The sequence below is a fragment of the Paraburkholderia sp. JHI869 genome (genome assembly GCF_038900775.1).
Taxonomy (GTDB): Bacteria; Pseudomonadota; Gammaproteobacteria; order Burkholderiales; family Burkholderiaceae; genus Paraburkholderia.
Genome location: NZ_JAYMSC010000003.1, coordinates 130,735 through 146,904, shown reverse-complemented (window position 1 = coordinate 146,904; position 16,170 = coordinate 130,735). Strand labels below are relative to the sequence as shown.

The 16,170-nt window shown below is 62.1% G+C and carries 18 protein-coding genes and 1 tRNA gene; 12 read left to right on the top strand and 7 right to left on the bottom strand.

Annotation, left to right across the window (positions count from 1 at the left end; all coding sequences use genetic code 11):
• Positions 1-6: 6 nt before the first annotated feature.
• From VSR72_RS07125 to VSR72_RS07110, 4 genes are all read right to left on the bottom strand, one after another.
• On the bottom strand, positions 7-552 hold the full coding sequence (locus tag VSR72_RS07125) for an NUDIX hydrolase (RefSeq protein WP_110384546.1): 546 nt from the start codon (positions 550-552) through the stop codon (positions 7-9).
• A gap of 255 nt (positions 553-807) precedes the next feature.
• Positions 808-2,346 carry a tetratricopeptide repeat-containing glycosyltransferase family protein gene (locus VSR72_RS07120; protein ID WP_342951708.1) on the bottom strand — a complete coding sequence of 513 codons (1,539 nt, stop codon included), beginning with the start codon at positions 2,344-2,346 and terminating at the stop codon, positions 808-810.
• Positions 2,347-2,398: 52 nt separating this feature from the next.
• Positions 2,399-4,429 (bottom strand): S8 family serine peptidase, encoded by a 2,031-nt coding sequence (locus VSR72_RS07115; protein ID WP_342951707.1) that lies wholly within the window; start codon positions 4,427-4,429, stop codon positions 2,399-2,401.
• A 336-nt stretch (positions 4,430-4,765) separates the two neighbouring features.
• A tRNA-Met gene (locus tag VSR72_RS07110) sits at positions 4,766-4,842 on the bottom strand.
• Between the two features lie 240 nt (positions 4,843-5,082).
• Between VSR72_RS07110 and VSR72_RS07105 the strand changes: the two genes are divergently transcribed.
• From VSR72_RS07105 to VSR72_RS07085, 5 genes are all read left to right on the top strand, one after another.
• Positions 5,083-5,580: a heme-degrading domain-containing protein gene (locus tag VSR72_RS07105; protein ID WP_342951706.1), complete on the top strand. Its 498-nt coding sequence runs from the start codon at positions 5,083-5,085 to the stop codon at positions 5,578-5,580.
• A 4-nt stretch (positions 5,581-5,584) separates the two neighbouring features.
• Entirely contained in the window at positions 5,585-5,932 is a 348-nt protein-coding gene (locus tag VSR72_RS07100) for a multidrug efflux SMR transporter (protein ID WP_342951705.1), read from the top strand.
• A gap of 146 nt (positions 5,933-6,078) precedes the next feature.
• On the top strand, positions 6,079-6,363 hold the full coding sequence (locus VSR72_RS07095; protein ID WP_042268605.1) for a DUF1488 domain-containing protein: 285 nt from the start codon (positions 6,079-6,081) through the stop codon (positions 6,361-6,363).
• 78 nt (positions 6,364-6,441) lie between these two features.
• Positions 6,442-7,170: a TetR/AcrR family transcriptional regulator gene (locus tag VSR72_RS07090; RefSeq protein ID WP_342951704.1), complete on the top strand. Its 729-nt coding sequence runs from the start codon at positions 6,442-6,444 to the stop codon at positions 7,168-7,170.
• Positions 7,171-7,242: 72 nt separating this feature from the next.
• Positions 7,243-8,400, top strand: coding sequence for an enoyl-CoA hydratase/isomerase family protein (locus VSR72_RS07085; protein WP_342951703.1), 1,158 nt, complete (start codon positions 7,243-7,245; stop codon positions 8,398-8,400).
• 78 nt (positions 8,401-8,478) lie between these two features.
• Here VSR72_RS07085 and VSR72_RS07080 read toward each other — a convergent pair whose 3' ends face one another.
• The gene (locus tag VSR72_RS07080; protein WP_342951702.1) at positions 8,479-8,904 is read right to left on the bottom strand and encodes a hypothetical protein; all 426 of its coding nucleotides are present in this window, start codon (positions 8,902-8,904) and stop codon (positions 8,479-8,481) included.
• A 420-nt stretch (positions 8,905-9,324) separates the two neighbouring features.
• On the opposite strand from VSR72_RS07080, the gene ssuD reads away from it, so the two are divergent.
• From ssuD to VSR72_RS07055, 5 genes are all read left to right on the top strand, one after another.
• Entirely contained in the window at positions 9,325-10,482 is a 1,158-nt protein-coding gene (gene ssuD / locus VSR72_RS07075) for an FMNH2-dependent alkanesulfonate monooxygenase (RefSeq protein ID WP_342951701.1), read from the top strand.
• Positions 10,483-10,520: 38 nt separating this feature from the next.
• Positions 10,521-11,378, top strand: coding sequence for an aliphatic sulfonate ABC transporter permease SsuC (ssuC, locus tag VSR72_RS07070; protein ID WP_342951700.1), 858 nt, complete (start codon positions 10,521-10,523; stop codon positions 11,376-11,378).
• Complete coding sequence (locus VSR72_RS07065) at positions 11,375-12,256, top strand: ATP-binding cassette domain-containing protein (RefSeq protein WP_342951699.1); 882 nt, start codon at positions 11,375-11,377, stop codon at positions 12,254-12,256. Before ssuC ends, VSR72_RS07065 begins: the two co-directional genes overlap by 4 nt.
• 52 nt (positions 12,257-12,308) lie before the next feature.
• On the top strand, positions 12,309-12,524 hold the full coding sequence (locus VSR72_RS07060; protein ID WP_028204871.1) for a molybdopterin-binding protein: 216 nt from the start codon (positions 12,309-12,311) through the stop codon (positions 12,522-12,524).
• A gap of 87 nt (positions 12,525-12,611) precedes the next feature.
• A complete protein-coding gene (locus VSR72_RS07055) occupies positions 12,612-12,860 on the top strand; it encodes a hypothetical protein (protein WP_342952028.1) in 249 nt (82 codons plus the stop codon).
• On the opposite strand, the gene VSR72_RS07050 is transcribed toward VSR72_RS07055, so the two are convergent.
• Together VSR72_RS07050 and VSR72_RS07045 are read right to left on the bottom strand one after the other, a co-directional pair.
• A complete protein-coding gene (locus tag VSR72_RS07050; RefSeq protein ID WP_342951698.1) occupies positions 12,857-13,783 on the bottom strand; it encodes a DnaJ C-terminal domain-containing protein in 927 nt (308 codons plus the stop codon). The two genes, VSR72_RS07055 and VSR72_RS07050, sit on opposite strands and share 4 nt — an antisense overlap.
• A 199-nt stretch (positions 13,784-13,982) precedes the next feature.
• Positions 13,983-14,303 (bottom strand): DUF4224 domain-containing protein, encoded by a 321-nt coding sequence (locus VSR72_RS07045; RefSeq protein ID WP_342951697.1) that lies wholly within the window; start codon positions 14,301-14,303, stop codon positions 13,983-13,985.
• Between the two features lie 408 nt (positions 14,304-14,711).
• Between VSR72_RS07045 and VSR72_RS07040 the strand changes: the two genes are divergently transcribed.
• Positions 14,712-15,047 (top strand): hypothetical protein, encoded by a 336-nt coding sequence (locus VSR72_RS07040; RefSeq protein WP_342951696.1) that lies wholly within the window; start codon positions 14,712-14,714, stop codon positions 15,045-15,047.
• A gap of 94 nt (positions 15,048-15,141) precedes the next feature.
• Positions 15,142-15,348 carry a hypothetical protein gene (locus VSR72_RS07035; RefSeq protein ID WP_342951695.1) on the top strand — a complete coding sequence of 69 codons (207 nt, stop codon included), beginning with the start codon at positions 15,142-15,144 and terminating at the stop codon, positions 15,346-15,348.
• The last annotated feature ends 822 nt before the right edge of the window (positions 15,349-16,170 follow it).

The following is a 16,170-nucleotide window of genomic DNA, read 5'->3' as shown; positions in this document are numbered from 1 at the left end:
GAACAGTCAGCCGTCGCGCAGCGAGCGCAGGACGTCGCCGGTGTGCAGCCCGAAGCTGCCCGACTGGCGATCGGCGAAGAAACAGCGCAGCGTTTGCCCGACCGTTGGGAACGCAATGTCGTCCCAGGGAATCTCGTGCTCTTCGAAAAGCCGAACTTCGAGGCTTTCCTCACCGGCAGCGATATCGATGTCGAGCAGGCGCGCGAGATAGAACAGATGCACCTGGTGCACACGCGGCACGTTCAGGAGCGAAAAGAGGTTCTGCACCTCGACGCGCGCGCCGGCTTCTTCCAGCGTTTCGCGCGCCGCGGCTTCGGCGGTCGTCTCGCCCATTTCCATGAAGCCGGCGGGCAGCGTCCAGTAGCCGTAGCGCGGCTCGATTGCGCGGCGGCACAGCAGCACTTTGTCTTCCCAGACCGGAACCGTGCCGACCACGTTGCGCGGATTCTGATAGTGGATGGTGCCGCAGTGCGAGCAGACGTAGCGTTCGCGATTGTCGCCGGGCGGAATGAGCAGGCTGACCGCCTGACCGCAAGTCGAGCAGAATTTCATGGGCACGATAAGGGGAAGGGTGATGCGAGTTTATCACCGCTCAGTGCTATCGCTCACGTGCCGCTACGTGCCGGCCGGGAGCGACCGACGAAGACGGCAAGAACGCGGTGAAGGCCGCGGAGAAAACCGCAAACACAAAATGGGTGACAGGCCGATGACCTGTGACCCTTTCGCATTCCGCGGGTTGCAGTGGCAGGATCTGAACGTGCGACTTTGTGGTTGCGAGCCTGGTTCTTGTAGCCCGTGCACTTCGATTTATTGGGGTTCAACCGTTCCCGATTCGTTCCCGAGCGCCCGTGCTACCCTGGACACCACTTCGTCCCAGTCTCCCGGCGCAAGCTGCCGAAACAGTCGTGCACTCGGATACCAGGGTGAATCCTCACGATCGCGAAGCCAACGCCAGCAAGCGTCGTAACGAGACAGTATCCATACGGGCTTGTTAAGCGCCCCGGCGAGATGGGCTATCGACGTATCTACCGTGACTACGAGATCCAGCAGTTCAATAATCGCGGCAGTATCGGCGAAATCCTCAACTTCGTTCATGGGATCGAAAGGCCGTAACTCGGGAGGAATATCGGCGATTTGTCGTTGCGCGCTCTCGCCCTTCTGGAGGCTGACAAAATTGACGCCTGGGACTCGCAAGATCGGCAGCAGCGATTCCGCTGTCATGGAGCGACGCCGATCCATTGCGTTCGATGCGGGTTGATCCGGTCGCGGATCGCCAGCCCAGACCACGCCGACTTGAAAGTGTCTTTCCGGCAACCGCTTTCGCCACGCCGAAACCAGGCCAGCGGGTGGGCGAAGATACGGCAATGCAGCCGGAATTGTTTCCACCGTTGTACCGAATCGATGCGGAAGGCTCATGACGAAACACCAATAGTCATGCTGCGGGATCGTGCCTTCGCCGTTGGCCACATAAACGAAATCGACGCCATCCAGACGTCCGAACAGGCGGGCAAGCGCAGGCGGACAGAGAATCGAAACTGTGTGCGCCCCAAGTGATTTCAGCATCGGTGCATAGCGGCAGAACTGAAGAATGTCGCCGTATCCCTGCTCAGGCCAGATCAGAAGCGATTTTCCAATGAGAGATTCACCGTTCCACATTGCCCACGTATCCGGCGGCGCTGTGGTGTAGTGTTTCCTCGACGTTGCCTCGTACCGCGACTCATAGCAGGCCAAACCTTCGTCATACTCACCAATTGCCAGAAGCGCATGTGCGAGATTGATCTTTGCCTCAGCAAAATCGGGCTTCAGCGTTAGCGCTTGACGATGCGCATGAATCGCCGCCTCAACCTTGCCCGATTGACATAGGACGCTTCCAAGGTTGCTGAAGATCTGGTGCGAAGTTGCGTTGATCGATAGCGCACGCCGAAACGCACGTTCCGCCTCTTCCAGATTGTTGGCGACCGTTAAGAGTAGTCCGAGATTATTGTGTGCCTGATAAAAATCGGGTTTGAGTCGGACCGCCTCCCGAAAGTACACTTCGGCTTCTCCTGATCGTCCTGTGTCCCAGAGCGCAAGTCCTAGCGCATTGTGGGCATATTCGGCGTCAGGGTCTTCGGCGAGCACCTGCCGCAACAGGATCTCTGCTTCGGCGTACGAGCGTCGTTTTTGGAGGATGCAGCCCAGATCGAGCTTTGCCCGCAGGCAGTCCGGCTCGACCTCCATGACCTGGCGAAACGCAACTTCGGCGGATTCAATGTCGCCACGGCGATAGTGGGCGTGGCCGATTTCATGGAGGGCAAGCCCGTGAGTCCCTGCCTGGAGTGCAATTCGTCGTGTCGGAGTATTCATTCTTAAGGCACTCCAGGATCTGACCAGGGGATACCACCTAAACCATCGATGATTAGTTAACGGTCGCCATTGCCGTCGCTCCCGTGAGTTTCGATGAACTCACAAAGTATCTGGCATACCACACTCCCGGCGTTGGATTATTTACGGTGCAGGAAAAGAGCAGTGGACCTTCGAACGATTTCGCACAAGCAGGCTGTATATACGACGGCGAATCGTTGACGTAGATAGATGCCGCTTCGCGAGCATTCGGAATATTCAATGAAAGCGTGAGGCTCTTCGTTCCCGGGGCGACCGTCATTTGATACCAGATGTAGTCTCCATAGCTGCCGGAGAACGGCACCGGAGTATCCAGGGGAAGATTGACAACGGGTGGCGGAAATACCCTAACGGAACGTGTCACGGCGCTCGTATTGCCATTGTTATCCGTGACGGTCAGTGTTACGGGATAAGTGCCGCTATATTTATATCCGAAGTGTTGTGGGTCCTGAAAATCAGTCGACGAACTCGTGGAACCTGTATTCCATTTCCGCGCACGGATTGTGAGTCCACCCCTCGCAGTAGACAGGTCCTTGCAACGGACCGACATGTATTGCGGATCATCTTGTAGGCACGTAAATTCCGCCGCAACCGGGATGACGCCTGATTTAGCCGCTGCGACCGTTTTCGTCGCATCGAGTATGCCAGGTCCGAGAGCGCGATCAGGAGCGGTTGGAAATGGCTTTACGTTCTGCTGCAGAAGCGTTCGATATTCCGCTACGGTCAAAGGCGTGGGCGCAACGGATTGTGCGAGCGCAATGACGCCGCTGACCATTGGGGCGGCCATGGATGTTCCCGAGACAAACCGATAGTCGTCGCCGGTGGGTGTATCCGTTCCTGCGTCGTAGGTGGACATAATTTCCATGGCGGGCGCGGAGATGTCGATGCCCGGCCCGAAGTTTGAGCTTACATAGCTGTTGCCCCCACCATCGGTGCCGCCAACGCTAATAATGTTGTGGCAATTTGCAGGCTGATAGGATGCGACATCCTTACGGTTATTCCCCGCCGCAGCGACAACCACGACACCTTTGCTTGTTGCGTAGTCGATTGCGCTTTGCATCGTATCGAAGCACGGATTATTCGATGCGATACTCAGGTTGATTACGGTAGCGGGATTGCTGTTGACCGGCTTGTTTGCCAGCACGCCGCCCGCAGCCCACACAATGCCGTCGGCAACATCGGACATCGCGCCGTTGCCGCACGGCGTCAAGACTTTGACAGAGAGAATCCTGGCGTCTGGCGCAACACCGGCCACGCCAACGCCATTGTTCGTTTGGGCTGCGGCGATTCCGGCAACGTGTGTACCGTGCCATATCACGCACGACGAGCCGGGCGCGCCTGAATTCATTCCATCAGGGGTGCCGGTATTCGCGATTTGAGCGCCAGGCAGCAACAGATTAGCGTTGTAGTCGCTATGACGGGTGACTCCGGTATCGACCACCGCGATAACTTGCCCCGCGCCGCTGGCGATCGCCCAGGCGCCTTCCGCTCCAATTCCGGCCGGTTTGGATTGCAGGTGCCATTGCGTGGAATAGAGCGGATCGTTTGGCGCGGAAACCGCATACATTTCGACGTCTGGCTCAACGTATTCGACGTTGGGGTCCGAAGCAATGGCGCGCATGAATGCCTTTGCCTCTGCAGCGTTGAGCTTGCGCTCACTCGTCACCACGTCGGCACCAATACCCATGCGCCTCGTGTGACGCGTCTTTGCGGGAAACGCGGATGCCAGGCGGTTCAGTTTCGTTTGGACAGCGTTCGCGTCCTTGCGCTCCGTACTCCCATTCTTGTATTTGACGATAAAGCGATCAGTTTCGTCCTCGATCGCGCTCGCGTGTACCTTCATGGCGATGGTTGACGGAGGATTTTCAGTGGCGGCAGCACTGGCTGCTGCGGCGACTTCCGCTTTGGCTTCTAGCGGTATCTCTTCGGACTTCGATGTGGTTAATGCTGAGCCAGTGCTATTTTCGCCGCCGCAGGCCGCAACGGTCAGCAACACGATGACCAGTACACAATGCAACGGCACTGCTCGCAGTTTCGAAGTCTGCATTTGTTCTCCTTGTTCTCAATCTGGCGCGTCCCGTAGACGGGTCGCGCGGCACGATGGGTGAAGAATTCGCTTGATTGAGATTGTTTTAGCTTGTTCAGGAGAATGCTATGGGACTGCTCCGAAAACAGGCATGCGCACCATGAACTCGACGGGCTAGCGGCGGCCGCATTCGGATATCTGGGGAGCATTGACGAAGTGCACGAGGCACTCGCTCGCGTACGAGGAGGCAGCGCGATAGGGGAGGGATTCGGCGCAGGGCGCGCAGGAAACAGAAAACAAAAAACCCGCTCGAGGCGGGTTCATTGGTTGGCGCGAAGCCATGCTGCTTAAGACGTTTGGTTGCGGGGGTAGGATTTGAACCTACGACCTTCGGGTTATGAGCCCGACGAGCTGCCAGACTGCTCCACCCCGCGTCCGTCGAAGAAAAGATTATATGACAGTTCGCGCCGCGTTGCAACAACAAATGACGACCGCCTTTCCGTGCGGTTGCAAAATGTTTGCAGGACGCCCGCGCAATGGCTTCTGAGGCCGTCAGGATAGAATCGGGGCTCGGTCGACGCAGTGCACGTTCCTTGTGTGGTTCACGCTGCGCCGTTGCCGCTGTTGCTATTCATGCGCACTGCGCTTCAAATGCCTCTTCACACGCCTCTTCCATGGACATTTCCCTCGATCTGCAATCGATAGCCGCGCAGGAGCACGCGCTGGTGTTTCCCCGTTTCGACGCCGATCGCGCCTGGCAGCTCGGCTCGCATCTGCATGAACTCGCGCGGGCTCGAGCGCTCACTGTCGCCATCGATGTGCGCACGTTCGGCCAGCAGCTCTTCTTCTGTGCGCTCGACGGCGCCACGCCCGACAACGCAGACTGGGTGCGCCGCAAGTCGCGTGTGGTCGAACACTTTCGCCGCAGCTCCTATGCGATCGGCTTGCGCATGCAGCAAACCGGCTCGACGCTCGCCGACAAGCATGGCTTGCCCATCACCGATTTTGCGCCGCATGGCGGATCGTTCCCGCTCACGGTGGCGGGTGCGGGCGTGATCGGCTCGGTCACGGTCTCGGGCCTGCCGCAGCGTGGCGATCACGAACTCGTGGTCGAAGCACTCTGCGCGCATCTCGACGTCGATTACGCGCAACTCGCGCTTGCGAAGGTCTGACACGATGCGCTTTCCTGCATTCTCAGCCTGGACCTGGCTCGTCATCGCGATCGTCGCGGAAGTCATCGCCACTTCCGCGTTGCGCGCTTCGGATGGCTTCACGCGGCTCGTGCCCTCGGCGATCGTCGTGGTGGGGTATGGCATCGCGTTTTACGGTCTCTCGCTCACGTTGCGCAGTTTGCCGGTGGGTATCGTCTATGCGGTGTGGTCGGGCGTGGGCATCGTGCTCATCACGCTCGTGGCGATGGCGCTCTATCGGCAGGTGCCCGATCTTCCGGCCGTGCTCGGCCTCGGCCTTATCGTGGCCGGTGTGGTCGTGCTCAATCTGTTCTCGAAGATGCAGGCGCACTGAAAGCCGGTAGAGGATCGGCGGCGACCGTGGCGGACACATTCGCGCCAGGCATTTCGCCTCGCGCGTAAGATGGCCGGTTACCGCCGTGCGCCGCGCCGTCGTCCGGCGGCAGTGCTTTCTGCTGATTTTCCCCACTGGGGCTGGACATGATCATTCGTTTTCCCGCCGACGCGCCGCTCTATCGCGACGCCAATCTGACCGTGGTCTTTCCGGCACTCGTCGACGGCACACGCGTACCGTGCGCGATTTCCGTCGAAGCGCTCGAGGACCATTTCGGCGCGCTGCCAGCGAACCGCGACGCGTGGATGCAGGCGTTCGACGCCGGCCGTCCGCGCATCGAGGCTGTGGCGCGCGCTCATCTCGAACTCAGCAACGGCACGCCGGTCCTGCTCAAGAGCGGTCACTTTCCGCCGGGACGCCTGGACTCGTAAGGCCATACGCGCAGTAAAGGGCGCGCCCGCCGGGGCGCCATTGGAATTTTCGGTTGCAGCAACCCGTCTGGCGTCGCCATGGGCATCGTCGAACGCAAAGACCGCGAACTATCCGCGAAGCACGCAGCGCGCGCGCACGACCAGCGCGAGCGCATTCTCGACGCTGCGCGCCGCATCGTCATGCGCGAAGGCCACGCTGCGCTCTCGATGCGCAAGATCGCCGACGCGATCGGCTATTCGCCTGCGTCCCTATACCTGTATTTCGCCGGCCGCGACGAGATTGCCGAGGCGCTCGGGCGCGAAGGTTACGCGCAACTGCTCGCGCAGCTCGAACCGCTCACGCTGATCGCCGATGCGCGCGAGCGGCTCCATGCGCTCGCGCACGCCTACGTGGCGTACGGCTGCGACCATCCGCAGACTTACGAACTCATCTTCATGGCGCATAAGGCCCGCACGGAACACGTTGGGCCCGCCGCCCGCCGGCAACGTCTAACACCTGACGAGCCTGATGAGCCCGACGCGGCTGGCGTACCTGACACTAGCGTCGCGCTGGGTTGTGGCGTGCCGTTCTTTGCCGCCACGCTGTCCGTGCTGATGCCGGCGAGCGGGATGCGCGTCGACAGCGCGATGCTCGCCCAGTCGCTTTGGGCAACGCTGCACGGTGTAGTGATGCTCACGCTGGCGCGTGCAGGCTTTGAGCACACGGCACCCGGTCCGCTGATCGATGCCACGCTCGATGCCTGGTTCGGTGCGCGCGCCGCTGCGTCCACGTTGTCGGCCGTGCAAGCGCCTCGCGTGGCGTCGTGATAGCCTCAGTAGGTCTGCGATCGCGCCTCATCCGATCCGCACGCCGTCCATCGTTTCGTCTTGCCAATCGCCATGTCACACGAAGCCAACGCAAGCCCGGCCGCAGCCGATACCGACGCGCATGTCTTGACGCGCGTAGCGAACGGCATCGGCTATATCGAACTCGAGCGCCCGCAGGCGCTCAATGCGCTCACCACCGCCATGGTCCGCACGATGCACGCGGCGCTCGATCGCTGGCGCGACGACCCGGGCGTGCTTGCCGTGATCGTGCGCACGCGTCACGCGCGTGCGTTTTGCGCTGGCGGTGACATTCGCTTTCTGTACGAGTCGTATCGCGCGGGCGAGCAGGCCGCGCTCGACACGTTCTTCGCCGACGAATATCGCCTGAACCACGCGATCTTCACCTTTCCGAAACCGTACATTGCGATGCTCAACGGCGTGGTCATGGGCGGCGGCATGGGCATATCCCAGGGCGCGCATCGCACGGGCGGGCTGCGGCTCGTGGGGTCGACCACGCGCATGGCGATGCCGGAGACGCGCATTGGCCTCTTTCCCGATGTCGGCATGGGCTGGTTCCTCGCGCGCACGCCTGGCGCGATCGGCCGCTATCTCGCGGTGACGGGCGAGACGCTCGATCAGGCCAGCGCGGTTTATGCGGGCCTCGCCGACACGTCGCTCGACGAGGCAGCGTGGCCTGCGCTGCTCGACGCGCTCGAGAGCGAGCCGTTTGCGAGCGGCGCGGACGTAGTCGCGCGCATCCGGCAGGCGGCGCTGCCCGCGCCCGAGTTGCAGCGCCTCGCCGACGGTTCGTCGCTGGCCTCGGTTCGCGGCTGGATCGACCGGCATTTCTCGCTCGCCGATGTGCCGGCCATGCTGGCTTCGCTCGAAGCCGCGCAGCGCGCGGGTGAGGGCGCGCAAGCCGAATGGGCCGCGCAGATGGTGGGCGTGCTGCGAGAGCGTTCGCCGCTTTCGATGGCGGTGTCGCTCGAGGTGGTGTCGCGCGCGGAAGGCACGATGGCCGATTGTCTGCGCCGCGACCTCGACCTCACGCGCTCGAGCTTTGCGATTGGCGACGTGATGGAGGGCATACGCGCGCGCATCATCGACAAGGACAATCATCCGCACTGGCGCTTCGCGAGTATCGAAGACCTGCGCCGCGAAGATGTCGAGCGGATGTTCGAAAGTCCCTGGAGCTTGACGGAGCATCCGCTGCGCGAACTCAACGGCTGAGTCGACCCGCGCGGGAGAGGGGCGAGGGGAGGCGGCGGGAAAACAGGGCCGCGCGTTGCGCACGGCCCGCAGGCGCGGTCAGTCTTCGGGTGTTTCGCTCATGAACGCGCGCATGAAAACGAGCGCGCCCCAGCCCCACATCGCATTCGAGGCGAAGCCCGTGGCGAGCCGCGGCAGCATATTGCCGCTCGGCCAGATGCCGCGCAGCGGATCGACGACGAATACCATCGCCGCGGTGAGCACGATGCCGCCGAACACGAAGGCCTGAACCCACGGCGCGGGCCGCGAAGGCGACACGCGCAGCAGCCACGCCATCAGCACGGCCCAGATGGCGCTCCAGATCGCGTTCACGAGGAACTCGGGCAGCCCGAGCGGCAGGAACGGGTCCGTTGAAAAACCGGCCGCGTCGGTGACCTGCGCGGCATGCAGGAGCGCGAGCGTCGCCTCGCGAAAGAAGAGCGACGCCAGGAAGCCGGATACGAACGGCAGAATCAGTTTTTGCATGGAATCTTGCGAGAGCTTGCTTGGCCTCGCTGCGCAAGGGGTCTTGTGGAACGTTCTGCGCGCGGTGTGCCGGTGTTTTTGTGGGTGCGTGCGCCATTATATCGGCGCGCGGTGCGCGCGAGGCGCACCGTATGCTAAAGCGTCGGGCAAAGCACGAAAGTGGAAAACCTAAGCTCAAAAAAATCGTTCTAAAGGGTGCGAGCCGTCCCTAGACTGGTTCCCCATGAAGACGGCGCCGGCGTCGCCGGGCGCTCTCGCGAGGCGCCCCGGGGAGTTCGCCTGAAAGCGCGCCGGCGCATTCCGTCAGTTTTCGAATCCTTTCAATTGAGCCATGAGCGGCGCGTTCGTTTGCGCGGCGTGCCCACGCGCGTTTGCAGCAATTCGCTCCCCATGTCTCGAGATGCCCGGCAGGAGCAATGCATGAATGTGTTCTGGTTCATCCCGACCCACGGCGACAGCCGCTATCTGGGTACGACCCAGGGTGCGCGCGCGGCCGATCTCGCGTACTTCCAGCAGATCGCCGTCGCCGCCGATACGCTCGGCTACGAGGGCGTCCTGCTGCCCACCGGACGTTCGTGCGAGGACGCGTGGGTCGTGGCGTCGAGCCTCATCGCCGCAACGCGCCGCCTGAAGTTTCTCGTGGCGATCCGTCCAGGTCTCTCGTCGCCGGCGCTTTCGGCGCGCATGGCCGCTACTTTCGACCGCCTGTCCAATGGCCGCCTGCTCATCAATGTCGTGACAGGCGGCGATACGGCCGAGCTGGAAGGCGACGGCCTCTTCGTCGATCACGACACGCGCTACGAAATCACCGACGAATTCCTGCACATCTGGCGCAAGCTGCTCTCAGCATCGCACGCGAACGAGGCGATCGACTTCGAGGGGCGGCATTTGCGGTCGGTAGGCGGGAAGGTGCTGTATCCGCCGGTGCAGCACGCGCATCCGCCGCTGTGGTTCGGCGGCTCGTCGCCGGCCGCGCACGCCATGGCGGGCGCGCACATCGACACCTATCTGACGTGGGGCGAGCCGCCTGAAGCCGTTGCGCGCAAGATCGCCGACATTCGCGCACGTGCGGCCGAGCATGGCCGCACGATCCGCTTCGGCATCCGCCTGCACGTGATCGTGCGCGAGACCGAAGAGGAAGCATGGGCCGCAGCCGACAAGCTCATCAGCCACCTCGATGACGACACGGTCGCGCGCGCCCAGGCCGCGTTCGCAAAAATGGATTCGGAAGGCCAGCGCCGCATGGCCGCGCTGCATGGCGGCAAGCGCGGCACGCGCGAGGATCTCGAGGTGTATCCGAACCTGTGGGCTGGTGTGGGCCTCGTGCGCGGCGGCGCGGGCACGGCGCTCGTGGGCAATCCTCAACAGGTAGCCGCGCTCATGAAGGAATACGCGGCGCTTGGCATCGAAACCTTCATTCTGTCCGGCTATCCGCACCTTGAGGAATCCTACCGGTTTGCGGAACTCGTGTTCCCGCTGCTGCCGGGGCGCGCGGCGAAGGGTGCGGGCGGCCCGCTTTCGGGGCCGTTCGGCGAGGTGGTCGGCAATCACTATCTGCCGAAAGTAAGCCAGAGCTGAGACGCTCGAACAAGACAGCAATCGTGGAGGACTCAACGATGACGCAATCGATAGTAGCGGCCGCGCCTGCGCGCGGCTCCGCCAGCCCAGGCAGCACGCGGCGAACCGCAAGGGCACTTGTACGCGCGAGCCGGCGGCGGCTCGCGCCCTGGCTCGTGCCGCTGGCGGTGCTCGTGATCTGGGAGATCGCCGCAAAGAGCGGCGCGCTCTCGACGCGCGTGCTGCCCGAACCGCTTGCCGTGGTGCGAGCGGCCTGGTCGCTGATCGAGTCGGGCGAAATGTGGGCGGACGTGCGCGTGAGCACCTGGCGGGCGCTTTCGGGTTTCGCGATCGGCGGCGGCATCGGGCTCGTGCTCGGACTGGCCACCGGGCTTTTCAAGCCCGTTGAAACCGCGCTCGATTCCACCGTGCAGATGGTCCGCAATATTCCGGCGCTTGCCATGATTCCGCTCGTGATTCTCTGGTTCGGCATTGGCGAGGAAGCGAAGGTCTTTCTCGTCGCGCTGGGCGTGTTCTTTCCCGTGTACGTCAACACGTTCCATGGCATCCGCTCGGTGGACGCCAATCTTGTCGAGATGGCGCGCAGCTATGGGCTCAAGGGCTTCGCGCTCTATCGCGAGGTGATTTTGCCGGGGGCGCTGCCGTCGATTCTCGTTGGCGTGCGCTTCGCACTCGGTCTGATGTGGGTGACGCTGATCGTCGCGGAGACGATCTCCGCGCAGTCGGGTATTGGTTACATGACGATGAACGCACGCGAATTCCTGCAAACCGATGTGGTGGTGGTCGGCATCCTGCTTTACGCGGCGCTCGGCAAGCTCGCCGACTGGCTTGCAAAGTCGCTCGAGCGCGTGGCGCTGCGCTGGCATCCCGCTTATCAACAGGAGAACGAAGCATGAGCGCAAGCCAACTGGCGCCGAACTACGGCGCGGGGCGGGACGGCTTCGAACGCGTGCAGGCGCGCGAACGCAATGGCAGGATGCAAGTCGCGCGTGAAGGCGCAGCATTGCGCGCGCATACGCATGAACTGGACGCCGCCGTTGCACTTCGCGGCGTAGGAAAACGCTACGGCGAACGTGCTGTGCTGAACGGCTTTGACCTCGCGATCGAGCGCGGCAGCTTCGTCTCGATCGTTGGACGCAGCGGTTGCGGCAAGTCCACGTTGCTACGGCTGATCGCAGGCCTCGAAACGCCCGATGAAGGCGCAGTGGAGCGGCGCGGCGCCGGTGGCGCGGCGCTCGATACGCGCATCATGTTTCAGGACGCGCGCCTCTTGCCGTGGAAGACCGTGTTGCAGAACGTGATGCTCGGCCTCGGGCGCAGCGCACGCGACGACGCACGCGCGGTGCTCGACGAGGTGGGTCTGCTCGCGCGCGCCGACGAGTGGCCCGCGCGGCTTTCGGGCGGCCAGCGCCAGCGCGTGGCGCTCGCCCGTGCGCTCGTACACCGTCCGAGCCTGTTGCTGCTCGACGAGCCGCTCGGGGCGCTCGACGCGCTCACGCGCATCGAGATGCATGCACTGATCGAGCGTCTCTGGCGCGAGCACCGCTTCACCGCGCTGCTGGTGACGCACGATGTGCACGAAGCCGTTGCGCTGGGCGACCGCATTTTGCTCGTCGAGGCGGGGCGCATCGCGCTCGATCAGAACGTGCCGCTCGAGCGCCCGCGTGCGCGCGTCGATGCGCGCTTCGCGGCGCTAGAGGAGAGCGTGCTGCAGCGTCTGCTTGGCCAAGGCTTGCAGGAAGCAGCCGAGCGACCTTCGGGCGCAGTGGCTTGAATTAATTATCAGGAATCCTTCTTTTTAAACACGAGTTCACGGAGTCGAACCTATGAGCATTACCGCCATCAACGTGCGCAACCAGTTTCGCGGCAAGATCAAGGAGATCATTCGCGGGCCAGTCGTTTCCGAAGTCGACGTCGACACGGCGTTCGGCATCGTGACCTCGGTCATTACCACGCGCTCGATCGACGAGCTCGAATTGAAAGTGGGATCGGAGGTGGTCGCACTGGTGAAGTCGACGGAGGTGTCGATCGCGCGTCTGTGACGGTCGCTCGCGTGTGGGCGCCGCCTGCGAGTCGCGGCGGGCGGAAGTGCTAGCATGAACCGTCAGCGGAAGACGAAAGAGGCGAGCATGGAGCCGAAGGGCATCGACATGGGCGACTACCAGGAGCGCTACAAGGACTACGACATCGAAGTCGCAGTCGAGCAGGTGCTCACGGGCGTGAAAGCGCACTATCGCGTGCTGCAGGGCGAAACGGTCGTGGAGGACTGGCAGCTCGTGCACATCACGCGCCTGTGGTCCACCGAGCACGCGGCGGCCGAGGCGGGCTTCGAAGCGGCGCGCGCGTGGATCGATGCGCGCGGCACACAAGCGCGCTAGCGTTTGCCTTGCGAACCCGCAGCAGGTGCCTGGCTTGCCCGGCGCTCTGCAGTGGTGAACAGGTCGCGTAGTTGCTGGCGCTCCGCACCGGTCAGATGTGCGGCGCCGGCCGGCATGGTGAGCACCAGGTGCAGCGTGAGGTTGCCGCGCGTGCCGTTGCGGTCCGCAAGCCCGAGGCCGGGCACACGGATCGGCGTGCGGGAATTTGCGTTCGCCGGAATCTTCACTTCGAATGTGCGGCCGAGGACCTTCGCCTGAACGCCGCCGCCCAACATGGCCGTTACGAAGTCGATTGGAAGCTCGCACGTGAGATCGAGCCCGTTGCGCGTAAAACCCGGGCCGCAAACGATGGAGACCGAGAAAGTGGCGTCTCCCGGGGGCCCGCCGTTCACGCCGGGGTGGCCGCCGCCTTCTACCACCAGACGCTGGCCGTTCCACGCGCCGAGCGGAATCTCGACGACTTCGGTCTTGCGCCATGTCTTCACGCCCGTGCCGTGACACTGCTCGCAAAGCGCGCCGCGATCTTCTTGCTCGCATGCAGGACACGGACCTTTGACGGGGTAGTGGGCCTGAACGCCGCCGCCATCGAGCGCGACTTCGAGCGGCACGAATAGCTCGACGAGGCAGTTCGCGCCGCGCATGGGCGGCGCCGCGCGACGTTGTCGGGGCGGCGCTTCTCCACTGCGGGTTTTGCTAACCGGCCCTGCGGCGCTAGCTGTCCTGGTCGTCGGCGCGACGCGCCTGCCGCTCAGAATCTCGAACGCTTCCTGAATGAGCTTGAACACCGGCTCGACCGCCGCCTCGCGCCCTTTGTTGCGGTCGGGGTGGTACTGCGCCCGCAGTTGACGGTAGGCGCGCTTGATCTCTGCCGGCGACGCAGTCTCCGGCAGTTGCAGCCGCCTGTAGTATTGCTCGAAGCTCAAACGCGTTCCCGGGGGTTCCTGAGAGTTTTCCTGCGAGTTTTCCAGGAGTGTAGACGCAAAAAAGCCCGCAACCAGTGCGGGCTAATTCGTTCACTGCTGAAATCTTTGGGGTGGCTGATGGGACTCGAACCCACGACAAGAGGAATCACAATCGAGTCGCCGAACAGCCATTTACGGTTCAAAATCAATGCCCTGTGATTCAGATTCGGAAGAGACCGAACTCTATCGACCCAGCATTGGCGCGGGTTTGCGACGAGGCATTCCGAAATTTCCGGCGTATTTTAGCCGGTTCCGTCGCTAGTGGGTCTGTATATTTATACAGTGCTTGGGGTGGATGGCGCCGGTTTGGGACGGCCGCTGGGTGGAAATCGCGGAATACGCGTGCGACCTTCGGAATGCCGTTGCGATCGATGACGAACTTCCAGCGGTTGTCCGAAAGCCAGTTGATCATGCTCGTGCGCTGGTTCAGCTTGCAGCCGATCAGGTCGGCTAGTTCGCTCGTGGTCAGGTAGTCGCTCATCGTTTGCTCCATTCGCTACTTGCCTTGAGTGCGTCGGTTCCCGTCGATAGGCGTGTGGTTAGCTGTTACATACATAGTGACAGCGTCGGCCATGCTACTATTTCCTTTCAATTTGAAAGGAGGCGGCTGATGGGTTGGAACATGCGCTTTACGGACTACCGTGGTTATGACCTTCATTCGGAAACCCTTGAGTGCCCCAATGAAATGTGGGTTTGGCGCGCGAAAGTAAGCAGGGGCGCAGAATGCGGCATTGCTTCGAGTCAAGACCTGGAGACGAGCTACAGGACTCGGGACGATGCGGAAAGCGCCGGGTTCGCCTGGGGGCGCGCGATGGTCGATGAAATCTTGATGGGCTAGGCTCGACGCAGCTCATTTGCTGCCTCCAGCGCGCTCTGCGTCGCTAATCCTTTGCGCGGTTTTTTTGGAGAACTGCGCCACCGTATCTGTGGACAACCTGGAGGCGGTTTCCAAACCTTCATGCCCGGTGGACTGCGCTACCGCAGCAGGGGCGACGGGGGCGGCGTTGCGATCGACAAGTTTTCAACACGCAATGTGGCGCTACGCCATACGCGACGCGTTGACCTGCTTGTCGTGGGCCTTGCGCTTGCCGGCGCCGCAATGGCGCTTTCTTACTTCACGCAGTTGCGCCTCTATAACGAGACGTCTGCGGCGACGTGGTGGGGGCGCATGAATGTACTGAACGCTGCCTCCATATTTTCGTTCGTTTCTGCCAATCACCTGTGATCAACTTGCGGCGGCACTCGCCCATAAACGAGGCACTGCGAGCGAGTTTGGCTCAATAGTCAAAACAATCATTACTGAGCGACGGGGATAAGCTATGGAAATAGATAAGGCGGTGGAAGTCGCGCATGAGGCTTGGGTTGTTGCTCGCGAAAAGGTGGCGCGCGAACTGCCACCGCTGATCCTTGATCATTCAAACGACGATTTGATCCGCGCGTTGATCGCTCTGGAAACAGCGGCACACAGGCTCTACGTTGATGCACTCGATCGGGCAAACGAGGTCACACAAGCGGCGGTTCAATAGTGCTTTTATGATTTGCTCACGAGTGAATGGTCACAGGCTCGAGCGGCTCACGGACGGCGGCGGCGCGTGACAGCGAACAGCCCATGATCGAGAGGCACGCCATTGCGGCCATTTACAACGAAGCCGCCGCCGATAGCTCGGCAAGTGGTGCTTCGGTGCATCGGCTGCACAGTGATCAATGAAAAGAGGCCACCGATTCCTGGAATGCGGCGGCCTTATGTCGGTAATATTTTGCGCCGTCTCTATCCCGCGGAACGTGATCGTCCCGGTATCGCGAAGCACCCGGCCGCGCCATTATTTCTGGCTCGGCTTGCTATCAGTTACGTTGTTAAGCTTGTCCGCGTTTCGTGACGCGCGCCAATGCGTTGGGTTGATTACCTCGGATGTCATAAACGACGCGTCCGAGTTGAGCAGGTCAAGCCGCTGCCGACCATCACAAAGCACTCGCTTTCCGTGGGATTTCGACCGGACTCGGAACGCGCATACAGCGCGCCCATTTCCACGACGCCATCAAATTCAACCCGAACCACTCTTCTGCCCTCTGCATGTCGGAGTACGTGATTGGCCCAGCGTTGTCGTAAAACCCTTCCGGCAAATCCCTCGCACGCAACCAAGCTTTCTCGTTGCACGCGACATCGAGCTGTACGGACGCGCTGTGCAAACGGCGGGCCATGTTCTCGCGCTATTCCTTTGTGACTTCTCCGATCATCGCGCCTCCAGCGGCAGTGGTGAGCATCGCCTTGCGCACGGCAAAACGAAAAAAGCCCGCAGTTTTATCTGCGGGCTCGATTCCGAAACTTTTAATTTCGCTCCGATTTTCAC